This is a genomic window from Bacillus sp. CGMCC 1.16607 (assembly GCF_042683745.1).
Lineage (GTDB): Bacteria > Bacillota > Bacilli > Bacillales > Cytobacillaceae > Pseudoneobacillus.
The window spans coordinates 420,101-442,805 of the sequence record NZ_JBHUJX010000025.1 but is presented as its reverse complement, the minus strand read 5'-3'; the positions used below and the strand labels follow the sequence as shown (position 1 = coordinate 442,805).

The 22,705-nt window shown below is 38.1% G+C and carries 21 protein-coding genes; 18 read left to right on the top strand and 3 right to left on the bottom strand.

What is annotated here, in order from left to right; translation table 11 throughout:
• Positions 1-34: 34 nt before the first annotated feature.
• The 12 genes from ACFSO7_RS18685 (at position 35) to ACFSO7_RS18630 (ending at position 13,221) form a co-directional block, all read left to right on the top strand.
• Entirely contained in the window at positions 35-1,027 is a 993-nt protein-coding gene (locus tag ACFSO7_RS18685; protein WP_377878885.1) for a thiamine pyrophosphate-dependent dehydrogenase E1 component subunit alpha, read from the top strand.
• A 15-nt stretch (positions 1,028-1,042) separates the two neighbouring features.
• Positions 1,043-2,026: an alpha-ketoacid dehydrogenase subunit beta gene (locus ACFSO7_RS18680; RefSeq protein WP_377878883.1), complete on the top strand. Its 984-nt coding sequence runs from the start codon at positions 1,043-1,045 to the stop codon at positions 2,024-2,026.
• Between the two features lie 148 nt (positions 2,027-2,174).
• On the top strand, positions 2,175-3,479 hold the full coding sequence (locus ACFSO7_RS18675; RefSeq protein WP_377878882.1) for a dihydrolipoamide acetyltransferase family protein: 1,305 nt from the start codon (positions 2,175-2,177) through the stop codon (positions 3,477-3,479).
• A 127-nt stretch (positions 3,480-3,606) separates the two neighbouring features.
• A complete protein-coding gene (locus ACFSO7_RS18670; RefSeq protein WP_377878881.1) occupies positions 3,607-5,460 on the top strand; it encodes a methylmalonyl-CoA mutase family protein in 1,854 nt (617 codons plus the stop codon).
• Positions 5,453-7,645: a methylmalonyl-CoA mutase gene (gene scpA / locus ACFSO7_RS18665; RefSeq protein WP_377878880.1), complete on the top strand. Its 2,193-nt coding sequence runs from the start codon at positions 5,453-5,455 to the stop codon at positions 7,643-7,645. Before ACFSO7_RS18670 ends, scpA begins: the two co-directional genes overlap by 8 nt.
• Positions 7,646-8,671 carry a methylmalonyl Co-A mutase-associated GTPase MeaB gene (gene meaB / locus ACFSO7_RS18660; protein WP_377878879.1) on the top strand — a complete coding sequence of 342 codons (1,026 nt, stop codon included), beginning with the start codon at positions 7,646-7,648 and terminating at the stop codon, positions 8,669-8,671.
• A 57-nt stretch (positions 8,672-8,728) separates the two neighbouring features.
• Entirely contained in the window at positions 8,729-9,166 is a 438-nt protein-coding gene (locus tag ACFSO7_RS18655; protein WP_377878878.1) for a BrxA/BrxB family bacilliredoxin, read from the top strand.
• 162 nt (positions 9,167-9,328) lie between these two features.
• Positions 9,329-10,120, top strand: coding sequence for a transporter substrate-binding domain-containing protein (locus tag ACFSO7_RS18650; protein ID WP_377878877.1), 792 nt, complete (start codon positions 9,329-9,331; stop codon positions 10,118-10,120).
• Positions 10,121-10,198: 78 nt separating this feature from the next.
• The gene (locus ACFSO7_RS18645) at positions 10,199-10,858 is read left to right on the top strand and encodes an amino acid ABC transporter permease (RefSeq protein ID WP_377878876.1); all 660 of its coding nucleotides are present in this window, start codon (positions 10,199-10,201) and stop codon (positions 10,856-10,858) included.
• Positions 10,851-11,573, top strand: coding sequence for an amino acid ABC transporter ATP-binding protein (locus ACFSO7_RS18640; protein WP_377878875.1), 723 nt, complete (start codon positions 10,851-10,853; stop codon positions 11,571-11,573). Before ACFSO7_RS18645 ends, ACFSO7_RS18640 begins: the two co-directional genes overlap by 8 nt.
• 112 nt (positions 11,574-11,685) lie before the next feature.
• Positions 11,686-12,690, top strand: a complete 1,005-nt coding sequence (locus ACFSO7_RS18635; protein ID WP_377878874.1) for an aromatic acid exporter family protein — start codon at positions 11,686-11,688, stop codon at positions 12,688-12,690.
• Positions 12,691-12,705: 15 nt separating this feature from the next.
• Positions 12,706-13,221, top strand: a complete 516-nt coding sequence (locus ACFSO7_RS18630) for a L,D-transpeptidase (protein WP_377878873.1) — start codon at positions 12,706-12,708, stop codon at positions 13,219-13,221.
• Between the two features lie 31 nt (positions 13,222-13,252).
• On the opposite strand, the gene prli42 is transcribed toward ACFSO7_RS18630, so the two are convergent.
• Positions 13,253-13,345 carry a stressosome-associated protein Prli42 gene (prli42, locus tag ACFSO7_RS18625; protein ID WP_377878872.1) on the bottom strand — a complete coding sequence of 31 codons (93 nt, stop codon included), beginning with the start codon at positions 13,343-13,345 and terminating at the stop codon, positions 13,253-13,255.
• A 161-nt stretch (positions 13,346-13,506) separates the two neighbouring features.
• On the opposite strand from prli42, the gene mce reads away from it, so the two are divergent.
• The 5 genes from mce to ACFSO7_RS18600 all read left to right on the top strand — a co-directional run bounded on the left by mce (position 13,507) and on the right by ACFSO7_RS18600 (position 18,516).
• The gene (gene mce / locus ACFSO7_RS18620) at positions 13,507-13,920 is read left to right on the top strand and encodes a methylmalonyl-CoA epimerase (RefSeq protein WP_377878871.1); all 414 of its coding nucleotides are present in this window, start codon (positions 13,507-13,509) and stop codon (positions 13,918-13,920) included.
• Positions 13,921-15,471 (top strand): acyl-CoA carboxylase subunit beta, encoded by a 1,551-nt coding sequence (locus tag ACFSO7_RS18615; RefSeq protein ID WP_377878870.1) that lies wholly within the window; start codon positions 13,921-13,923, stop codon positions 15,469-15,471.
• Between the two features lie 388 nt (positions 15,472-15,859).
• The gene (locus ACFSO7_RS18610; protein ID WP_377878869.1) at positions 15,860-16,981 is read left to right on the top strand and encodes a tripeptidase T; all 1,122 of its coding nucleotides are present in this window, start codon (positions 15,860-15,862) and stop codon (positions 16,979-16,981) included.
• Between the two features lie 308 nt (positions 16,982-17,289).
• Entirely contained in the window at positions 17,290-17,757 is a 468-nt protein-coding gene (locus ACFSO7_RS18605) for a chemotaxis protein CheW (RefSeq protein ID WP_377878868.1), read from the top strand.
• A gap of 84 nt (positions 17,758-17,841) precedes the next feature.
• The gene (locus tag ACFSO7_RS18600; protein ID WP_377878867.1) at positions 17,842-18,516 is read left to right on the top strand and encodes a DUF421 domain-containing protein; all 675 of its coding nucleotides are present in this window, start codon (positions 17,842-17,844) and stop codon (positions 18,514-18,516) included.
• A 139-nt stretch (positions 18,517-18,655) separates the two neighbouring features.
• Here ACFSO7_RS18600 and pepF read toward each other — a convergent pair whose 3' ends face one another.
• A complete protein-coding gene (gene pepF / locus ACFSO7_RS18595) occupies positions 18,656-20,467 on the bottom strand; it encodes an oligoendopeptidase F (protein ID WP_377878866.1) in 1,812 nt (603 codons plus the stop codon).
• A gap of 194 nt (positions 20,468-20,661) precedes the next feature.
• Here pepF and ACFSO7_RS18590 point away from each other — a divergent pair, with 194 nt between their 5' ends.
• On the top strand, positions 20,662-21,906 hold the full coding sequence (locus tag ACFSO7_RS18590) for a DNA polymerase IV (RefSeq protein ID WP_377878865.1): 1,245 nt from the start codon (positions 20,662-20,664) through the stop codon (positions 21,904-21,906).
• 167 nt (positions 21,907-22,073) lie between these two features.
• Here the strand turns inward: ACFSO7_RS18590 and ACFSO7_RS18585 are convergent, their stop codons facing one another.
• Entirely contained in the window at positions 22,074-22,694 is a 621-nt protein-coding gene (locus ACFSO7_RS18585) for a cyclase family protein (RefSeq protein WP_377878864.1), read from the bottom strand.
• Positions 22,695-22,705: the final 11 nt, after the last annotated feature.

Here is a 22,705-nt window from a genome sequence, read left to right as displayed (position 1 = left end):
TTCAGTACATGTTTATAAATAGGAGGTAAAAAAAATGGCAGAGAATCGTCATCAAGCATTAGGCTTAAGTGATGAAAAAGTATTAGAAATGTTTGAAACCATGTTATTAGCACGTCGAATTGACGAGCGTATGTGGTTATTAAACCGTGCAGGAAAAATTCCTTTTGTCATTTCTTGTCAAGGGCAAGAAGCTGCACAAGTTGGTGCTGCATTTGCACTTGATCGTGAAAAAGATTATGTTCTTCCATACTACCGTGATATGGGTGTTGTTTTAACTTTTGGAATGACCGCTAGAGATTTAATGCTTTCAGGCTTTGCTAAGGCAGAGGATCCAAACTCTGGTGGACGACAAATGCCAGGCCACTTTGGCCAAAAGAAAAACAAAATTGTAACAGGTTCATCTCCCGTTACAACGCAAGTTCCACATGCTGTTGGAATTGCATTAGCAGGTAAATTGGAAGAAAAAGATTTAGTTACCTTTGTAACATTTGGTGAAGGTTCTTCTAACCAAGGAGATTTTCACGAAGGAGCTAACTTTGCAGGAGTACATAAACTTCCAGTGATCTTTATGTGTGAAAATAATAAGTATGCCATTTCTGTACCTATTGAAAAGCAATTAGGTTGTGAGAACGTATCTGATCGTGCTATTGGATACGGTATGCCAGGGTTTACAGTAGATGGAAACGATCCATTAGAAGTGTATAAAGTAGTGAAAGAAGCAGCAGATCGTGGTCGACGTGGTGAAGGGCCTACATTAGTTGAGACTATTTCCTATCGATTAACTGCCCATTCTTCTGATGATGATGATAAAGTATATCGTGAACAAGAGGAAGTAGCAGAAGCAAAAGCAAAGGATCCAATTATTACTTTTGCTGCTTACTTGAAGGGTGTAGGAGTTTTAACAGAAGATCTCGAAAAAGAAATGAATGATCGAGTGATGAAGTTAGTTAACGAAGCAACCGATTATGCGGAAAATGCTCCATATGCAGATCCAGAACATGCAATGAAGTATGTATACGCGGAATAGTAGGGGGGAACAAACATGGCGGTAATTTCATATATCGATGCGGTAACAATGGCAATTCGTGAAGAAATGGAAAGAGATCCGAGAGTATTTGTTCTCGGTGAAGACGTTGGTAGAAAGGGTGGAGTTTTTGGAGCTACCCGTGGGTTATACGATCAATTCGGTGAATATCGTGTTCTTGATACACCTCTAGCGGAGTCAGCAATTGCTGGGGTCGGTATCGGTGCAGCTATGTATGGAATGCGTCCAATTGCTGAAATGCAATTTGCTGATTTCATCATGCCTGCAGTTAACCAAATTGTTTCGGAAGCAGCAAAAATTCGTTATCGTTCGAATAATGATTGGAGTTGTCCGATGGTTATCCGCGCACCATACGGTGGTGGTGTTCACGGTGCACTATATCATTCACAGTCCGTTGAATCAATGTTTGCAAGCACTCCTGGTTTAAAAATAGTTATGCCTTCAACTCCTTATGATGTAAAAGGCTTATTGAAAGCGGCTATTCGTGATGAAGATCCTGTGTTATTTTTTGAACATAAAAGAGCGTATCGCTTAATCAAAGGCGAAGTACCTGAAACAGATTATGTTCTACCGATCGGTAAAGCTGATGTGAAACGTGAAGGTGAAGATATTACCGTAATTACATACGGATTAAGTGTACATTTCGCTCTGCAAGCAGCTGAAAAATTAGCGAAAGACGGTATTTCTGCACATATTCTTGATTTACGTACGGTTTATCCGTTAGATAAAGAAGCGATTATTGAAGCAGCATCCAAAACAGGCAAAGTCCTTTTAGTAACGGAAGATAATTTAGAGGGCAGTATTATGAGTGAAGTATCGGCTATTATTGCAGAGAATTGTTTATTTGAGTTAGACGCACCGATTAAACGTCTAGCTGGACCGGATGTACCTGCAATGCCATATGCTCCGACGATGGAAAAATATTTTATGATTAATCCAGATAAAGTCGAAAAAGCGATGCGTGAACTGGCTGAATTTTAGTTCTAACTATCTAGCTGCAGCGCCTAGCCTCTCGAGGTCAAAAGCCAATCCCTAAATGAAGGCAAAAAACGCCTTCTTTTAGGGCTCGTCTTTTGCTTGTCGGGGCTGAGCAAGGCGCTTCCGCTTTTAAATTAAGGGGGTTAACCACTTGGCTATCGAACAAATTAAAATGCCCCAATTAGGGGAGAGTGTCACAGAAGGTACAATTAGTAAATGGCTTGTAGCTGTCGGTGATAAAGTAAATAAATATGATCCACTTGCAGAAGTGATGACAGATAAAGTTAATGCAGAAATTCCATCTTCTTTTTCGGGAATAATCAAGGAATTAATTGCAAATGACGGAGATACTTTAGCAGTTGGAGAAATTATTTGTACAATTGAGGTAGAAGGTGGCGGAAGTGAGCAGGCTCCTGCAAGCTCTGCACCAACTAGTGAAGCTCAAACTACACCAAGCAACTCTATGATTGAAGCAGATGCTCCTAATAAAGCTCGATATTCACCTGCTGTACTAAAGCTATCCCAAGAAAATGGAATTGATTTAACACAGGTGAAGGGAACGGGTGCAGGCGGACGGATTACTCGTAAAGATTTACTTGCTATTATCGAATCAGGAAATATTCCACAGGCAAGTACTGCCCCAGCATCAGTTCAACCTACAGTTGAATCTGTAGCTGCAACAACATCCGTTACACCTGCAGCACCAGTCGCACCAAAAGCAGCACCTGCACCAGTGAGTGTTCCTACTCTTCCTGGGGATATTGAAATCCCAGTTACAGGTGTTCGTAAAGCTATTGCGACAAATATGCTTCGCAGCAAGCACGAGGCACCACACGCTTGGACAATGATGGAAGTGGACGTAACAAACTTAGTGGAATACCGTAATTCCATCAAAGATGAATTTAAGAAAAAAGAAGGCTTTAATGTTACTTTCTTTGCTTTCTTTGTAAAAGCTGTAGCTCAAGCATTGAAGGAATTCCCACAAATTAATTCAATGTGGGCTGGCGATAAAATTATTCAAAAGAAAGACATCAATATTAATATTGCTGTAGCAACAGAAGATGCATTGTTCGTACCAGTCATTAAGCATGCTGATGAAAAAACGATTAAAGGTATCGCTCGTGAAATCACTGAGTTAGCTGGGAAAGTACGTAAAGGTCAATTAAAATCAGATGAAATGCAAGGTGGAACATTTACAGTGAATAATACTGGATCTTTCGGTTCAGTCCAATCAATGGGTATCATCAACTACCCTCAAGCTGCTATTCTGCAGGTGGAGTCCATTGTGAAGCGTCCAGTTGTTATGAATAATGGAATGATCGCTGTTAGAGATATGGTTAATCTATGTCTGTCTCTAGATCATCGCGTATTAGATGGATTGGTTTGCGGACGTTTCTTACAACGAGTGAAGGAAATTTTAGAAAACACTTCAAAAGAAACAACTTCCGTTTATTAATAATTATGAGAGTGACTACTTTGATTGGTAGTCACTCTTTGTTATTATTTCTATGATTTTAATTGGTTTTATACTAAAATAGTATTAATAATTAGAATTTTATTACTAGAAGGGAGGGCAGCTGTACTTGTGCAGCGTCCAAATGAGGAATGAAACATTTTCACCTTCAAGTTTTCAGGATTGGAAGGAAAAAGCTGAAGAATCACTAAAAGGAAAAAAGCTTGATTCTTTAATGAAACATACATATGAGGATATCGTTTTGAAACCGCTTTATTCTGCGGATGACCTATCTGAAAAAATAAGTTTACCAGGTGATAAGGATTATCGAAGAGGGATACATGCGCTCGGATATCTTACAAATCCTTGGAAAATTGCTCAAAACATATCTTATGAAAATGTCGATGAATTAAAAGTAAATCTTGCTGAAGCATTGAATAAAGGACAATCAGCTTTAGCTTTTAAAGTGAAAAAAGATTTATTGGATTCGCTAGACTTTTTAAGTGAACTTATTTCGGTAGCACCTTTAGCAATTGAAACTAAGGGATTACAAAAAAGCTTTTTGGAACAATTGGTTGCAATTTTAGGACAAAATAAATGTAGCGGCTATGTTGGAGAAGATCCAATTTCTTTATTAGTCAAGCAAGGTTCATTTCCATTAACAATTTCAAGCTATTTAGATACCTGGGCAGAATCAATTAGTCTAACAGACCAGTCTTTACCGAAACTCAAAACTATTCTTATTGATACGACTCCTTACCATAACGGTGGAGCGAGCTCCGTCCAAGAGCTTTCTGTTGCATTAGCAACTGCTGTGTATTATATAGAAGAATTAAAAAAGCGTGGACTTTCACTTGAAAAGCTGTTTGTGAAATTGATCTTTAAGTTTCAAATTGGATCAAACTTCTTTATGGAATTAGCTAAACTAAGAGCCGCGCGTGTACTTTGGGATAAAATTGGGGAAGCATACGGTATTTCTTCTGAACATAGAGGAATGGAAATCATTGCAGAAACCTCATCCTTTACCAAAACTTTGTATGACCCTCATGTAAATATTCTTCGTTCAGGAAATGAAGCATTTGCAGCTATTTTAGGGGGAATTCAATACTTACAAGTTCAAGCCTTTAATGATCTAGAAACGATAACGACTCTATCAGAAAGATTAGCTAGAAATACTCAGCTAATTTTAAAAGAAGAATCGCACCTAAAAAATACTGTGGATCCAGCAGGTGGTTCTTGGTATATCGAATCATTAACGAATGAGTTAGTCGAAAAATCATGGAATTCCTTTTTAGAAATAGATGATCAGGGTGGGATTCTAGCTGTTTTAGAATCCAACTGGCTACAAACCGAAATTGCAAAAGTCTTAAAGAAACGCCTTAACGATGTTCATACTCGGAAACAAAGCGTGATCGGAACAAATGTGTATGCCAATCTGCAAGAAGCAGGTAAGAAGTCGTATCTAATTGAACCTGCAAGCATACCTGATACAGGAAATTTTCATTCAATCAATCCTATTTTACCATTAAGATTATCAGAGTCTTTTGAAAAACTAAGACAAAGGGCAAGTTTATTAAAAAATCAATCTCCAATCGGGTTAATTTGTTTAGGGGAAGTAAAGCAGCATAAAGCACGTGCAGATTTTATAACAGGATTTCTTGCAGCGGGTGGTTTAGGATGTGTTAGAAGCCATTCGATTTCAAATTCTGATGAGGCAGAAGCGTTTTTATTGGCAAGTTCATCAAAACATTTTGTTATCTGTAGCTCGAATGAGATTTATCATGAGTTTGGTCTTGAAATAGTAAAAAAACTAACTTCTTCCCATTCTGAAGTTAGTTTATACTTGGCTGGATTACCAGAAAAAGATGTACAAAGCGATTGGCAAAGTGCAGGAATTAATCAGTTTATTCATGTAAAAACCAATTGCTTTGAATTTTTATCTTCCATCATTACTGAGATTGAGGAGGTGGAGCATAGTGAGTAATAAACCTGATTTTCGAAAAATAAAGTTGAATACCCAGGAAAAATTCTCAAAAGAAGATTGGAAGAAAAAAGCGGAAACAGAAATCAATCAAAATATAGATCAGTTGTTATTTGAAACAAATGAGCAAATAAAATTAAAGGCGTTATATTCTGAAGAAGATATCACTAATCTTGAACACATAAATGATATGCCGGGAATCGCTCCATTTACACGTGGTCCATATCCGACAATGTATGTGAATCGCCCTTGGACAGTTCGCCAATATGCAGGATTCTCTACAGCAGAAGAAAGTAATGCCTTCTATCGCCGTAATCTTGCGATGGGGCAAAAGGGATTATCGGTGGCGTTTGACTTAGCTACTCATAGAGGTTATGACTCAGATCATCCTCGTGTAGTGGGCGATGTTGGTAAAGCTGGAGTAGCAATTGATTCCATCGAAGATATGAAAATATTATTTGACGGAATTCCTTTAGATCAAATGTCTGTCTCTATGACGATGAATGGTGCAGTTCTTCCAGTACTTGCCTTCTTTATTGTTACGGCTGAGGAACAAGGGGTAAGTAAAGAAAAACTGTCTGGAACGATTCAGAATGATATTTTAAAAGAGTATATGGTGCGTAACACCTATATATATCCACCAGAAATGTCGATGAAAATTATTGCCGATATTTTTGAATATACGGCTAAGTATATGCCGAAATTTAACAGTATTAGTATTTCTGGGTACCATATGCAGGAAGCCGGAGCACCAGCTGATATTGAACTTGCTTACACGCTTGCTGACGGATTGGAATATGTAAGAACAGGGCTGAAAGCGGGAATTGATATTGATTCCTTCGCACCAAGATTATCGTTTTTCTGGGCAATTGGCATGAATTATTTTATGGAAGTTGCTAAAATGCGCGCAGGACGATTCATTTGGGCTAAGATGATGAAGTCATTTAATCCTAAAAATTCAAAATCACTTGCTTTAAGAACTCATTCGCAAACATCAGGATGGAGTTTAACAGAACAAGATCCATATAATAACGTCATCCGTACTTTATTAGAAGCACATGCAGCGGCGATGGGGCATACTCAATCTTTACACACGAATGCGCTTGATGAAGCGATTGCTTTACCGACCGATTTTTCCGCACGTATTGCACGAAACACGCAGTTATTTTTGCAGGAAGAAACGGGAATCACGAATGTGATTGATCCTTGGGGTGGCTCGTATTATGTAGAAGCGTTAACGAAGCAGCTTATCGATCGCGCTTGGGAGCATATCGAGGAGATTGAGAGTTTAGGCGGGATGGCAAAGGCGATTGAGACAGGTCTTCCTAAGATGAAAATCGAAGAAGCTGCAGCCAGAAGACAAGCCCAGATCGATTCAGGTAAAGAAGTAATCATTGGAGTGAATCGCTACCGACTCGACGAAGAAGAGCAAATTGAAATTTTAAATATCGATAATACCGAGGTTCGTGCGAAGCAGCTTGAGAAGTTACAGCTGTTAAAGGATTCTCGAGATGAGAAGCAAGTGGAAGAAGCATTATCCCAATTAACGAAAGCGGCAGAAAAAGGAGAAGGAAATTTACTCGAGCTAGCTGTTCAGGCAGCACGAGTTAGAGCAACTTTAGGAGAAATTTCTGATGCGATTGAAAAGGTAGCGGGAAGACATAAAGCTGTCATTCGTTCAATAAGTGGTGTGTATAGCAGTGCTTATTCAAACGAGGAAGAGATTAATATAGTCAAAGAAATGACTGACGAATTTTTAGAAAATGAAGGTAGACGTCCAAGGATTCTTATTGCAAAAATGGGCCAAGATGGCCATGACCGTGGAGCTAAGGTCATTTCTACTGCTTTTGCTGATTTAGGCTTTGATGTCGATATCGGACCATTATTCCAAACACCAGAAGAAACCGCACGACAAGCTGTTGAAAATGATGTCCATGTTGTTGGAATGAGTTCACTTGCTGCGGGTCATAGAACATTACTTCCACAATTAATCGCGGAGTTAAAAAAGTTAGGTCGTGAAGATATTTTAGTTGTTTGTGGTGGTGTTATTCCTTTCCAAGATTATCAATATCTATATGATCAAGGTGCTGCCGCAATATTCGGGCCAGGAACTGTTATTCCCGTGAGTGCACAAAAGGTTATTCAAGCTATATACAAGCAGCTTGGCTATGAGGAAGTGTCATCGTAAATGGCAGAAAATAAGGACCAAATATCTGGCAAAGGTCGATTTCAAAATCGGAGTGGGACATCCATTTCTATTCCGATGCTCTATGAAGGAATTATGCAAAAGGATCGTACAAGTTTGGCTAGAGCGATAACCTTAATTGAGAGTAATGCCGAAAAGCATTTCCCCATTGCTCAGGAGTTGTTACAATTGATTCTCCCTCATGGTGGAAAATCATTAAGAATCGGTATTTCAGGAGTTCCTGGTGCAGGAAAGAGCACATTTATTGAAGCGTTTGGAATGCATTTATGTAGCTTAGGATTACGGGTTGCCGTTTTAGCGGTCGACCCAAGTTCCAGCATAAGTGGTGGGAGTATTCTTGGTGACAAAACAAGAATGGAACAGCTTTCTCGTCATCCAAATGCCTTTATTCGACCATCTCCCTCAGAGGGAAAACTTGGCGGGGTCCATCGAAAGACAAGAGAAACGATGCTCTTATGTGAGGCGGCTGGCTTCGATGTCATTTTAGTCGAAACAGTCGGAGTAGGGCAAAGTGAAGCAATTATTCGTGACATGGTCGATTTCTTCATGCTCCTTGTTCTAACCGGAGCTGGAGACGAGCTCCAGGGCATGAAAAAAGGAATTATGGAGCTAGTCGATGCCATTGTTGTCAATAAAGCGGATGGAGAAAATAAGCCTCGCGCTTTGAAAACAAAGTCTGAGTATAACCGTATCCTACATTTCATTCATCCGGCAACGGTAGGCTGGGAAGCAAAAGCCTATACATGTTCGTCACTAAAGTTTGAAGGGATCATAGAAATATGGGATATGATTTTACAATTTGAAAAAACAACGAGGAACTCGGGCGTATTCGATGACCGACGGAAAAAACAAAATAAACATTGGCTTTATTCTATGATCAGTGATCAGCTACATTATCGTTTTTTCCATAAACAAGAAGTAAGAGCATCACTACCAGCGCTTGAAAAAGCTGTGATGAATGGAGAAAAAACAGTTTCAGCTGCGGTTGATGAATTATTCTCAAATTGAAATAATCCCTCTTTAATTGGTATGATGTTATTATAAAATTAGAAAGGAGTTTTTTATATGAATATTGACTTTAATTTATTTATGAATGACGTTGTTCGCCAAGCACGTCAAGAAATAACGGCTTCAGGATATGAGGAGTTAAAAACGTCTGAAGAGGTGGAGCACGCACTTGCTAAAACAGGTACGACTCTAGTAATGGTTAATTCTGTTTGTGGTTGTGCAGGTGGAATTGCTAGACCAGCAGCGGCTCATTCATTACATTATGACAAGCGCCCAGACCATTTAGTTACTGTTTTTGCTGGGCAAGATAAGGAGGCAACTGAAAAGGCAAGAACTTATTTTACTGGGTTCCCACCTTCTTCACCTTCATTTGCCCTTTTAAAAGACGGTAAGCTGGTTACTATGATTGAAAGACATGAAATTGAAGGTCATGACCCTATGTCAGTCGTGACAAAATTACAAAATGCTTTTGACCAACATTGTGAAGAATTGTAACACACTAAAAACCCCAGAGATTATCTGGGGTTTGTTTTTTTGCGGATCCCCCTTCTCTATTAATATTTAAAAATACTATTGCATAATTATAAAACCGTGTTAAAATACATTTATGTGAATAAATATTAATATTTTTTATAAAAATATGGGGAGGATCTTAAAATGAAAAAAGGTTTTTCGATTATGATGATTCTATTAATTGGTTTACTCGCTGCTTGTGGGACAAGCGATAAAGCAAATAATTCAACTAACGGTTCTAAAGAAGAAGAGAAGAAAGTGATTGTTATGGGAACTTCGGCGGATTATCCACCATTTGAATATATTGATACAGCTAAAGGGGAAGAAATTATTGGTTTTGATGTAGATATTGCCAAGTCTCTCGCTGACAAGCTTGGATATGAAGTTCAAATTAAAGATATGGAATTTAGCGGTTTAATTTCAGCCTTAGAAAATGGTCAAGTTGACTTCGTTTTATCGGGGATGACTCCAACAGAAGAGCGTAAAAAAAGTGTAGATTTTAGCGATGTTTACTATACAGCACATCATATGATCGTTTCTAGCAAAGATAGTGGAATTAAATCGATTGATGATCTAAAAGGTAAAACAGTAGGGGTACAACTTGGTTCAATTCAAGAGGAAAAAGCAACGGAAATGGCTAAAACAATCGATTTCAAGATTGAAAATCGCAATCGTATTCCTGAGTTAATTCAAGAAATCAAGGCAGGTCGTTTTGATGCGGCGATTATCGAGGATACAGTAGCAAACGGATATTTTAAAAAGAACAAAGATATTGAAGGATTTACAATCGAAGATGCTGCTGCAGAAGAAGCTGGTTCTGCGATTGCATTCCCTAAAAACAGCGATTTAACAGAAGATTTTAATACAGCATTAAATGAAATGATCGAAAATGGTGAACTTGATAAATTAGTAGTGAAATGGTTTGGCGGAGAATAATGGTTTCTCGTTAAAAACGTTCAGGAGATATAACTTCTGAACGTTTTTAAAATATGTTATGAAAGGTTGTTTTATGGAATGAATTTAAATTTCGCAGATATTCTTCCCTCCCTGCCATTTATTTTAAAGGGTGTAGGGGTTACTCTTAAAATTGTTCTTGTCGCTGGTATACTTGGATTTGCATTCGGTGTCGTTTTGGCATTATTAAAAATATCATCACTAAAAATATTAAATTGGTTAGCGGATGCCTATACATCCATTTTCCGTGGAACTCCATTAGTACTGCAATTGATGCTTATTTACTTCGGATCTCCACAAATATTTGGCTATCAAATTGAGCCATATACGGCAGCTGTCCTAGCATTTGCCCTGAACTCTGCGGCTTATATTTCTGAGATCATTCGTGCGGGAATATTAGCTGTTGATAAAGGTCAACAAGAGGCAGCTATGGCACTAGGAATTCCTTATAAGAAAATGATGTGGGATATAATTTTACCACAAGCTTTAAAAAATATTTTACCCGCACTTATGAATGAATTTATTACTTTAACAAAAGAATCTGCGATCGTAACAACCATTGGAGCAATGGATATTATGCGTCGTTCCTATATTGTTGGTGCAGATAAATTTTCCTTTTTCGAGCCGCTATTGCTAGCTGGACTTATTTATTACTTAATGGTCATGACGTTAACTGTTCTTGGAAAAGTGTTAGAAGGGAGAATGAGACGAAGTGATTAAAGTAGCTGATTTGCATAAAAATTATGGGAAACTCGAAGTGTTAAAAGGAATTTCGACAACGATAAAAGAAGGTGAAGTGGTCGCAATTATCGGGCCATCAGGATCTGGTAAATCTACTTTTTTACGTTGTTTAAATTTACTAGAAACTCCAACGGGTGGGCAAGTATTCATTAATAACAAAGATATTACAGATAAAAAAGCGGATATTATGAGTGTACGACAAAATGTAGGAATGGTATTTCAGCACTTCCATTTATTCCCTCATAAAACTGTAATGCAGAATCTGACCTATGCTCCCATCAAGGTGAAGGGGCTAAGTAAACAGGAAGCAGAAAAATTGGCTTTGGAATTATTAGATAAGGTTGGTTTAGCTGAAAAAGCGAATGAATATCCGACTAGATTATCTGGAGGTCAGAAACAAAGAGTAGCTATTGCAAGGGCTTTGGCGATGCAGCCTGATGTTATGTTATTTGATGAGCCAACCTCTGCGCTCGATCCAGAAATGGTTAAGGAAGTTCTTGAAGTAATGAAATCTTTGGCACATACGGGAATGACAATGGCTATCGTCACACATGAAATGGGTTTTGCCCGAGAAGTTGCGGATCGAGTACTATTTTTAGATGGTGGCGTATTAGTGGAAGATGCTCCTCCAAAAGAATTTTTCTCACAACCAAAGAGTAAACGTGCACAAGAATTTTTAGAAAAAATGCTTTAAAACAATTAATTATTATCATAAAATAACAATAATAAAATATTTGTATGTAAATGATAAAGAAAAAGATGGTCAATGATGATCATCTTTTTTCATTATATTAGGGAGACGTCTTATGAAATATCGAATTGGTTATCGAACACTCAAAACAGCGCTTGGCACGACGATTGCGATTATGATTGCCCATCAGGTTGGCCTTGGGAATTATGTTTCAGCCGGTATCATTACTATCTTATGTATTCAAGTGACAAAACGAAAATCTTTAATGACCTCATGGGAACGTTTTTTAGCCTGTCTATTAGCGATGCCTTTTTCCTTTATCTTTTTTGAAGGGATTGCCTATCATCCAGTTATGATTGGAATTATGCTTTTATTTTTTATCCCGACGCTTGTCATGCTGAAGCTAAAGGATGGGGTTGTAACAAGTTGTGTCATTATTTTACATATTTTCTCAGCAGGTCAGGTTACATGGGGACTGCTATTACATGAAGTGGAAGTAATTGTTATCGGAATTGGCGTGGCCTTATTGATGAATTTATATATGCCAAGTTTAGATAAAAAGCTAGAAGACTATCAACAAATGATTGAGGCAAATTTAAGGATAATCTTTCAAGAATTGGTGCAATATTTACAAACAGGTAGGAGTGATTGGAATGGGCAAGAAATTTTGGCAACAGCAAAGCTAATTGAGGAAGCGAAAGCCCTCTCTTATCGCGATGTGGAAAATCGATTTTTACGAAATGAAAATCTTTATTTTCATTATTTCAAAATGAGGGATAAGCAGTTAGAAATTGTAGAGAGAATTTTACAAATGATTACCACAATTCCGTTAACGGTTAAGCAAGGGAAAATGACTGCTGACTTTTTTGCGGAATTGTCAGAACATATTCATCCTGGAAATACGGCTACCTACTTTTTGACTAAGTTAAAAGAGCTAAGGGATGAGTTTCAAGAAATGCCTTTACCAAAGACAAGAGAAGAATTTGAATCAAGAGCTACTCTTTTTCAAATTGTTAAGGAAATAGAGCAGTACTTAATTATAAAAAGCTCCTTTAAAGGGCTAAGGAAAGAAAATAGCCCGAATCAAATGCAAGTAAATGAGGCAAACTATGGAAAATAAGGTAAGGGTGATGTTATGTTTAAAACATTTACAGCCTTTGTACTGACTCTCTTCCTTTCTCCTATTTGGCCATTGGGGCAGAATCCTATGCCAGGAGACCCATTTGTCATTGTTAATAAACAGAAAAATGAAATGGCTTTTATTAACGAAAATCGTGTACAAACGGTCATAAGTGTGGCGACTGGAAAAACAGAGGATCTTACTCCTGAAGGACTATTTACCATTACGGTAAAAGCGATCAATCCTTATTATCGAAAGAAAGATATTCCAGGTGGGTCGCCTGATAATCCTTTAGGAACTAGGTGGATCGGTTTTGATGCGAAAGATTCAGATGGTCGAACATACGGTATTCATGGAACCAATCAACCCGAATCAATTGGAAAAAATGTTTCACAAGGTTGTATTCGAATGCAAAATGAAGCGGTAGAATCATTATACGATTTCATTCCATTAGGTACAAAAATTGTTGTCACTTCAACCAATAAAAGCTTTGAAGACATTGCTAGAGAAAATGGCGCAATACAAAAATAGGGACTGCTCCTTTGGAACAGTCCCTATTCTTTTATAAAAACGATGCAACTCCAATAAGTAAGGTTGAAGCAAGCATTGCGAATAGCATACAGTACACAACGATTTTTTGTGTTTTTTTTGACATGGTTATACCATTCCCTTCTATTTCTTCGATTTTCACTACTATTATTTTACCTAGAAAAGTCTCCTACAACAACCACTTAAATAAGGAAGGATTTTTGACTTTTTTGTCGAATAATGAAATGATTAATATTATTTTAAACTTTCAAACTGGAGAGGGTACAATTGGTTAAGAAAATTGATCATATTGGGATTGCTGTTCATTCCATTGAGAAAGCTCTTCCCTTTTATACAGAAATATTAAATCTATCACTCCAAGGAATAGAAGAGGTAGAAAGTGAAAAAGTGAAAGTCGCATTTTTAAAAATAGGCGAGTCAAAGCTTGAACTTCTAGAACCTACCACTTCAGAAAGTGCGATCGCTCAATTCCTTGCTAAGCGTGGGGAAGGGATTCATCATGTGGCATTAGCGGTTGATTCGATCCAAGAGCGAATCAATGATATAAAGGAAAAAGGAATTCGGATGATAAATGAAACGCCAAAACAAGGTGCTGGTGGGGCAATGGTGGCCTTTATGCACCCTAAATCAACTGGCGGAGTCCTTATTGAATACTGCGAAAAGAGAGGATTGAACAAATAAATGGCAGACATCTATGAAAAAATCAACGAACTTTATGATCGCAAACGTGAAATTGAACTTGGTGGCGGAGATGAACGAATTGAAAAACAGCATGAAAAAGGAAAATTAACAGCTAGAGAACGAATTGAGCTACTTGTTGACGAAGGCTCCTTCGTAGAATTAAATCCCTTTCTTGAGCATCGATGCAATGATTTTGGTTTAGCTGATCAAAAAGGACCTGGAGATGGTGTTGTAACAGGCTACGGAAAGGTAAATGGCCGCCCGATTTATTTATTTTCTCAGGATTTCACGGTATTTGGTGGAGCATTAGGGGAAATGCACGCGAAAAAAATCGCTAATGTGATGGATTTGGCAGCTAAAAACGGTGCACCCTTTGTTGGTCTCAATGATTCAGGCGGAGCACGAATTCAAGAGGGCGTCGTCTCATTAGATGGATATGGCCATATTTTCTACCGCAATGCGATTTATTCTGGAGTGATTCCACAAATCTCAGTCATTATGGGGCCTTGTGCTGGTGGGGCTGTATACTCACCTGCCATTACTGATTTCGTCTTTATGGTTGAAAAAACGAGTCAAATGTTTATTACCGGTCCAAAAGTAATCGAAACCGTGACAGGTGAAAAAATATCGGCAGAGGACTTAGGGGGAGCCCTAGTTCATAGTTCAATTAGTGGAAATGTTCATTTCCATAGTCAAACGGAAGCAGAAATTCTTGAAAAGGTTCGCAATCTATTAAGCTATTTGCCACAAAATAATGAAGAGAAGCCGCCTCGCAAAGAAGCTGATCTGGAAGATGATTATCGTCCAGATTTAACGGATGTTGTCCCATTCGATGCGGTAAGACCATACGATGTTCGAAAAGTAATTGAGCAGGTAGTGGACCAAAATTCATTCATGGAAGTTCACCAAGATTTTGCTAGAAACATTGTTGTTGGGTTGGCAAGGGTTAAAGGCGAGGTAGTCGGACTTGTTTGTAATCAGCCAAAGTTTATGGCTGGAGGGCTTGATATTGATTCATCTGATAAAGCATCCCGCTTTATTCGTTTCTGTGATTCCTTTAATATTCCGATTATTACGTTTGAGGATGTAACAGGCTTTTTCCCAGGAGTAAAACAAGAACACGGGGGAATTATTCGTCACGGAGCGAAAATTTTATATGCTTATTCTGAGGCAACCGTTCCGAAATTAACGATTATTTTACGAAAAGCATATGGTGGTGCTTATGTTGCACTAAATAGTAAATCGATTGGAGCAGATCTAGTATTTGCATGGCCAAATGCAGAAATAGCCGTAATGGGACCACAAGGAGCTGCCAATATTATTTTTGCGCGCGAAATCGACAGTAGTGAAAATCCAGAAGCGCTACGTCAGCAAAAAATCGAAGAATACCGTGAGAAATTTGCGAATCCATATGTTGCTGCAAGTATGGGAATGGTCGATGATGTCATCGATCCAAGAGAAACTAGAATAAAAATTATCCAAGCGTTAGAAATGCTTCGTAATAAAAAGGAATCACGTCCAGCTAAGAAGCATGGGAATATTCCTTTATAATTTAACATTATAAGGTAGATGAAGCATATTTTTGCTGATTCTATCTTTTTTTATTTTTTTGGAAACTGTAAAATACTCGGATGTAGATAACTTCTTAACTTGTATAATCCACGTCCAGCGCAAGCGTCCTAGCCCCGACGTACAGGAAGTGTTAGTGTCGACAATGCGACAGGACGCCCGAGCCTTTGTCGTCCTCGAGGTCAAATGGCGCCCCAAAGATGAGGTTAAAGTGCAAACCTCCTCTTTGGGACGGCATTTGCTTGTCGGGGCTGATCAAGATGCCCCGCGCTTTTGTTCTTTAACTTCCAATCGACTAGGTGTTTGATTTGTATGGTTTATCATTTCTTTGTATAATTTAAAATGAATACATAATTGGAGGTTATTTCAGATGATAAACGAGCAACGCCTTTTAGACGAATTTTTAGAACTTGTACAAATTGATTCGGAGACGAAATTTGAAACCGAAATTGCGAAGGTATTGAAGCAAAAATTTACTGATTTAGGCGTTGATGTTTTCGAAGATGATACGACTGCGCAAACAGGACATGGTGCAGGGAATCTGATTTGTACACTACAAGGAACAAATGATTCGGTAGAACCTATTTATTTTACTTGCCATATGGATACAGTCGTACCGGGCAAAGGAATTAAACCATCTATTAAAGACGGTTATGTTGTCACAGATGGAACAACCATTTTAGGAGCAGACGATAAAGCTGGATTAGCTGTCATTTTTGAGGTTATTCGTGTGCTTAAAGAACAAAATCTTCCACATGGAACAATTCAATTTGTGATTACAGTTGGGGAAGAGTCTGGTCTTGTAGGTGCGAAGGCCATCGATCCTTCTTTAATAAAAGCCAAGTTCGGTTATGCGCTTGATAGTGATGGAAAAGTAGGGAATGTTGTGGTTGCTGCGCCAACACAAGCGAAGGTGAAAGCAACGATTTACGGTAAAACCGCACATGCTGGTGTGGCCCCTGAAAAAGGTATTTCAGCTATTACGATCGCAGCGAAATCAATTGCGAAAATGCCATTAGGGCGTATTGATGAAGAGACAACAGCTAATATTGGACGCTTTGAAGGTGGTAGTCAAACCAATATCGTTTGTGACCGTGTTGATATTTTAGCAGAAGCCCGCTCGCTAGTTCCTGAAAAAATGGAAGCACAAGTAGCGAAAATGAAGGAAGCGTTTGAAACCGTTGCTGCTGACATGGGTGGAAGAGCGGAAGTCGATGTTCAAATCATGTACCCTGGCTTCAAATTTGCTGAAGGAGATCATGTGGTTGAGGTAGCGCGCAAAGCAGCTACGAAAATTGGTCGAAGTTGTGAACTCTTACATAGCGGCGGTGGAAGTGATGCAAACGTCATTGCTGGATTCGGTATTCCGACTGTCGTTCTTTCGGTAGGTTATGAAGAAATTCATACAACAAATGAAAAAATGCCGATAGAAGAGCTAAATAAATTAGCGGAAATGACTTTAGCGATAATTGATGAAGTAGTAAATGGATAATGTGAAATTTCCATCAGTGGGGGGGTTCTTCATCCCCCACTGATGGTTAGTTGAACTAATCACGCACAGAACGGCACGTCCTGTGCCTTCGCCTGACCAGGACATCCTGTCCGTCGTCGGACCATTATGGGCAGTTGATCTTCCCACCTATATTCTTTGTTCACTCAGAATCTTGAGGTGGGGATCTTACTGCCCGTTATAGTGGGATAAAAGTAAAGTAGAGGGCCTTTTGGCTCTCTTTTTTCTATTAATAAGGTGTAAATTAATGTATAGTAGTAGTACAAACGTAATAAATAGGAGGCTCTGAAATGGTAGAATCCAATAAAGTTGTCGTTTTCCAGGTAAATAAAGAAGAATATGCAATTTCTATTCAATATGTCATTTCGATCGAAAAGTTGGAGGGAATTACACCTATTCCTCATCTTCCTAATTATGTAAAAGGAATGATGGTCGTAAGAGGAGAGCTCGTTCCAGTTATTGATTTAGAACAGATCTTTTATCGGCGTCAATTAGAACAGACAGAATCATCTCGCTTAATCGTCCTGAAGACAGAAGAATTATCCATTGGGATCTTTGTTGAAGATGCAAAAGAAATAATCGACATTCCAGCTGAAAAGATCAAACAGGTTGGTTTAGTTGCATACTCTAAAACTTCTTACTTTACTGGAGTTGCAAATCTTGATTCGGGTCTAATAACATTAATCGATCCTTTAAAACTAGTTCAATCCTTAGAAGGAATTAAAGAAATTAAGGAATACATGAAAAGTCATCAGTAATGGTGGCTTTTTTGTATTCTCTGGCTGCTTTTTGCAAAAAATAGTTCCTGAAGCAATGTAATTATTTAGGAATGGATGGAGTCTATGAAATTTTTATATTTGACGAGTGAATTAGTTATTGGATTTTTCTTATTATTTGGCATTGTAAAGTTTGTTGGTAAGAAAATTATTAATCAAATTAGTCCTTTTACTTTTATTGCTGCTGTTGTTTTAGGGGAACTATTAGGAAATGCTCTGTATGATCATAATATTGGTATTCCTTATATTATTTACTCTATGTCTCTTTGGGCAGTGATGTTATTTTTAGTAGAACTTATTGGACAAAAATCTTTATTCCTTCGGGGCATATTTGAAGGGAAGCCTACTGCTTTAATAAAAAATGGAGTTGTCGACCGGGAAGCACTCAAAAAAAGCCGCTTAAATATCAATCTATTACAAAGCATGCTTCGTCAAAGTGAAACCTTTTCCATTAGAGAAGTTGCGTATTGTTATTTAGAAGCCAATGGCTCACTTAGTATATTAAAAAAATCAAAATACCAGAAAACAACTCAGGAAGACTTTCAAATGCTTGACCAACCTGTATATGTACCTGTTAGTTTAATTCGGGACGGAGTTGTTTTATGGGACGAAGTGAAAGATTTAGGTTTTGATGAAGAATGGTTACAAGGGAAATTACAAGCCCAGGGAGTGGATAATTACAAAAAGGTTTTTCTTGCAGAGTGGTTGGAAGGGGACGAACTCTTTGTTCAGACGATGTAATCAAAAAAACACAAAGCGACTGAATGGAAATTTCGCTTTGTGTTTTTTCTTATTGTTAAAGAAACTATAAAATACTCGGATGTGGATACCTTCCTAACTTGTACAGTCCACGTCCAGCTCCGGGCGCCTTGCGCTTTTCTTAATAGGATTGCTCTAATTCATCAACTAATGAACCAACAAAAGAAACAGCTTTCTTAATCGCATCTGGTTTTGTCATGTCAACACCAGCATGTTTCAATAAGTCTTGCGGTTTCATTGTTCCACCGGATTTTAAAACTTCCAGCCAACGATCAACAACTGGTTGCCCCTCTTCTTGAATCATTTGGGCAACTGCTGTGGAAGCTGTAAGTCCTGCAGAGTACGTATATGGATAAAGTCCCATATAATAATGTGGTTGACGCATCCAAGTTAAGCTTGCACCTTCATCGATTTCTACAGAATCACCCCAGAATGATTTCAGGACATCTCCTTTAATATCACAAAGAGTTGTTGCAGTTAACGGTTTTCCTTGTTCAGCATGAGCATAAACTTGACGTTGGTACTCACCTTCAAGTAAATGAGTAACAAAATTATGATAATACGTTCCCAGTAATTGAAGAATGACCCAACGTTTCATTTGTGTATCTTCGGTATTTTTCAATAAATGCTGTCCTAATAGGAGCTCATTCATTGTCGATGGTGCCTCCACAAAATAAGTAGATGGTCTTGTATTAAAGATGCGTTGATTTTTATTTGCAAGATAGAAATGTCCAGCATGGCCAAGCTCATGGGTAAGGACAAATGCACCACGCATCGTATCCGTCCAAGTGATTAAAATATATGGATGCGATCCATATGGGCTTGAGCAGAATGCACCAGTAGATTTACCTACATTATCAGCTAGGTCTACCCATCTTTCTGACAATCCTTTTTCCATAATTTCGCCGTATTCAGGCCCCATTACCTTTAAAGACTCTAAAATGACTTTACTTGCTTCTTCATAAGTAGTTTTTGGATTAAAATCAGGGTCTAAAGGTGCCTTTAAATCACAGAATAACATTTTATCTAAACCTAACACTTGTTTCTTTAAGTTAGCAAATCTTCTCATATGCGGTGCTAACTCTTTTTGAATGATATCAAGCTGATTATGATACATCTCGACCGATACTTGTTGCGGGTCTAGTAGCATATGTGTGACAGATTCATAGTTTCTTAATTTTGCCATCGCTACTTGTTTTTTTACCTCTGTTGCATAAGTAGTGGCAAACGTATTTTTATATTGTTTTAATGTTGAAACGAATGAGTCATATGCGTTTCGGCGAATGGTTGTGTCTGCTGAAAATTCATAACGATCTTCAAATAAAGCAAATGAGTTAGGCAGTTCATTTCCTTCTCCATCTTGGAAGGAAGAGAATTGCATATCTGCTGACTTACTCATTTCGTAGATTTTATATGGTGCTCCATGAACTTCTCCTAATGAAGCTAAAGCAACTTCTGTTTCGGGTGATAATTTATGTTTCTTTGATTCTAGTAGTTCGGTTAAGTTTTTGCGGAAAGGAGCAAGTTCCGTCAATTCATCTATGTATGCCTCAACAGTCCCCTCTGGAAGAGAGAGAATTTCCGACGAAATAAATGAGAGTGATGCATTAACCTTAGTAAATAATGCAGCAAATTGGGAAGAGTTGGCTTGGTTGACTGGATTTGTGCCATCTTCTGTTTGTCTTAAATTAGCATAAGTACCAACAAGAACTAATCGCTGCTGAAGTTTTTCTTGAGCTAGTAGGCATTCGCAAAAGCTTTTCGCTCCACTTTCAAATGTACCTTTATATTGTGTTACGGTAGAAAGGTCTGCCTCAATCGATTTTAATTCTTTTTCCCAGCTTTCGAAGGTTGGAAATAAATCATCTAGCTTCCAAGTTAAATGCTCAGGAACTTCTGAACGGACATAGCGTTTTTCTGCTGTAGTTGTCATTTTTACCCCTCCATTATTTCGTATTTCAAATATTTCGCAAAACTAATTATAAATCATTTCTTCTTTTAATCATAGTATATTATTTTGAATTTTGCCACTATTAATAGTGACCTTCTATTCTATTTCAAATTTTTTCATCGTATTCCTGTATGGTAAAATAAATGTGTGATGAAAAGTTAAAGGAAGTGGCTGTAATGAAAGAGTTTTATCCGAAAAATGGTAGGGTCATTTTACATGTTGATATGAATAGTTTTTATGCCTCTGTTGAAATGGCTTTTGATCCTACCTTAAAGGGAAAGCCACTTGCAATTGCCGGAAATGTTGAAGAAAGACGTGGCATCATTATTACATGTAGCTATGAGGCAAGGAAGTTTGGCGTTAAAACGACGATGGCACTTTGGGAAGCAAAGAAGCTGTGTCCTGATCTGATCATGATGAAGCCTAACTTTGATCGTTATCGGACGGCATCATTACAGATGTTCGAAATTCTGCGTCAATACTCCGACTTAGTTGAACCCGTTTCAATTGATGAAGGCTATGTCGATATTACAGAAAGCTATCGATTTGGCAGTCCTTTAGAAATAGCTCAAACATTACAAAAAAAAATTTTAGAAGAGCTTGATCTACCATGCAGTATAGGTATTGCGCCGAATAAATTTTTAGCAAAAACAGCTTCTGATATGAAAAAACCTATGGGAATCACTGTTCTTAGGAAAAGGGATATTAAAGCAGTTCTATGGCCACTGCCTACGAATGAAATGCACGGTGTGGGCAAGAAAACAGCAGAGAAATTAAAAACAATTGGCATACATACTGTTGGCGACTTAGCGATAGCTAATGATATTCAGTTGAAAGCTTTGTTAGGAATTAACGGTATTCGTATGAAAGAAAGAGCAAATGGAAAGGATCAGAGAGTAGTAGATCCAGAAGCAGTTGATGAGTTTAAATCAATTGGTAATTCGACGACACTTCCTAAAGATACTACCAATCAACAGGAATTATTTCGTGTGTTGGATAAACTTGCAGAAACGGTTTCAATTCGGATGAAAAGAAAGAAAGTGGTTGCCACAACGATAGGAATTACCATTCGTTTTAAAGATCGTAAAACGATCACTAGAAGTAAGAAAATGGCTAATCCATTTTTTAAACAGGAAGAGATTTTCGTAAGTGCAAAAAACTTATTTTTAAAACATTGGAATGGAGATCCCATTCGCCTTTTAGGGATCACTTCAACGGATTTAACTGATCACGATCATGCCTTCAAGCAACTCGATTTATTTTCTTATGAAAAAGAAGCAAAAAAAGAGCCACTTATTCAAACGGTGGCAATGTTGAAAGAAAAGTATGGAAAAAATATAATTGAACAAGCGAGTGAAAAGGAGATTCAAAAGAATCAAGCAGGGACGTTTACTAGTTTTAATCGGGATTTTTTACAATAAAACGGAAGCGCCTTGATCAGCCCCGACAAGCAAATGCTTCGGCACCCGGAAAGTCGTTCTTTGACTTTTTGGGTGCCGAACATTTGACCTCTAGGGGCTAGGCGCTGGAGCTGGATATAAAAAAGAGGGGAGGATGACACGATCGTGTAACATCTTCCCCTTTTCATTTATTTGTTAAGTCCGTCCAGTAAGAGTATTCTTGCCGGTGATGCATCGACGCCTTGAAGTTTGAGTGGGGCAGCAACCATGAAATATTCTCCAGCTTCAACCTCTTTTAATCGAATTCCTTCAATAATGATAATATCTTTACCCATTAGCGCACGATGGGTTGGGTGACCTTCTTGGGCACGTTCAATACCAAGGGCATCGATGCCGACGCCGCTTATGCCAATTTCAGCCAAGTATTCAGCAGCATCTTCTGCTACATAAATAAATTCGAAATTAAACTGGTCATCATACGAATTCTTGGTTTTAAAGAGAATAAAGTCACCTTGATTGATTGACAAATCTTTAATATCCTCTTTTGTAATTTTTTCAGAAGCGCTTGTTAAATCAAACACTTTGCAGGATCGAACGAGTCTTTCAATCGGAAGTGTTTCGATTGTTTTTCCATCATTCATCATATGAAGAGGGGCGTCAACATGTGTTCCCGTATGAACATCTAGACTAATTCGTGATTCGGTGACGTGCGCATTTGTAACCGTTTCGATTTTTGGTTGTTTTTCAGGCTTGTTTTTATAAACAGGCATTCCTTCAAAAATAGGTGCTGTAATATCAATAATTTTCATTTGAATATCTC

Coding starts and splice junctions, on each gene's coding strand:
- ACFSO7_RS18650 (WP_377878877.1), top strand. CDS start 9,329: ATGAAAAAAGGTTTTTCGATTATGATGATTCTATTAATTGGTTTACTC.
- ACFSO7_RS18635 (WP_377878874.1), top strand. CDS start 11,686: ATGAAATATCGAATTGGTTATCGAACACTCAAAACAGCGCTTGGCACG.
- ACFSO7_RS18585 (WP_377878864.1), bottom strand. CDS start 22,694: ATGAAAATTATTGATATTACAGCACCTATTTTTGAAGGAATGCCTGTT.
- ACFSO7_RS18685 (WP_377878885.1), top strand. CDS start 35: ATGGCAGAGAATCGTCATCAAGCATTAGGCTTAAGTGATGAAAAAGTA.
- ACFSO7_RS18680 (WP_377878883.1), top strand. CDS start 1,043: ATGGCGGTAATTTCATATATCGATGCGGTAACAATGGCAATTCGTGAA.
- meaB (WP_377878879.1), top strand. CDS start 7,646: ATGGCAGAAAATAAGGACCAAATATCTGGCAAAGGTCGATTTCAAAAT.
- ACFSO7_RS18615 (WP_377878870.1), top strand. CDS start 13,921: ATGGCAGACATCTATGAAAAAATCAACGAACTTTATGATCGCAAACGT.
- ACFSO7_RS18610 (WP_377878869.1), top strand. CDS start 15,860: ATGATAAACGAGCAACGCCTTTTAGACGAATTTTTAGAACTTGTACAA.
- ACFSO7_RS18590 (WP_377878865.1), top strand. CDS start 20,662: ATGAAAGAGTTTTATCCGAAAAATGGTAGGGTCATTTTACATGTTGAT.
- ACFSO7_RS18645 (WP_377878876.1), top strand. CDS start 10,199: ATGAATTTAAATTTCGCAGATATTCTTCCCTCCCTGCCATTTATTTTA.
- ACFSO7_RS18630 (WP_377878873.1), top strand. CDS start 12,706: ATGTTTAAAACATTTACAGCCTTTGTACTGACTCTCTTCCTTTCTCCT.
- ACFSO7_RS18605 (WP_377878868.1), top strand. CDS start 17,290: ATGGTAGAATCCAATAAAGTTGTCGTTTTCCAGGTAAATAAAGAAGAA.
- ACFSO7_RS18655 (WP_377878878.1), top strand. CDS start 8,729: ATGAATATTGACTTTAATTTATTTATGAATGACGTTGTTCGCCAAGCA.
- pepF (WP_377878866.1), bottom strand. CDS start 20,467: ATGACAACTACAGCAGAAAAACGCTATGTCCGTTCAGAAGTTCCTGAG.
- prli42 (WP_377878872.1), bottom strand. CDS start 13,345: ATGTCAAAAAAAACACAAAAAATCGTTGTGTACTGTATGCTATTCGCA.
- ACFSO7_RS18600 (WP_377878867.1), top strand. CDS start 17,842: ATGAAATTTTTATATTTGACGAGTGAATTAGTTATTGGATTTTTCTTA.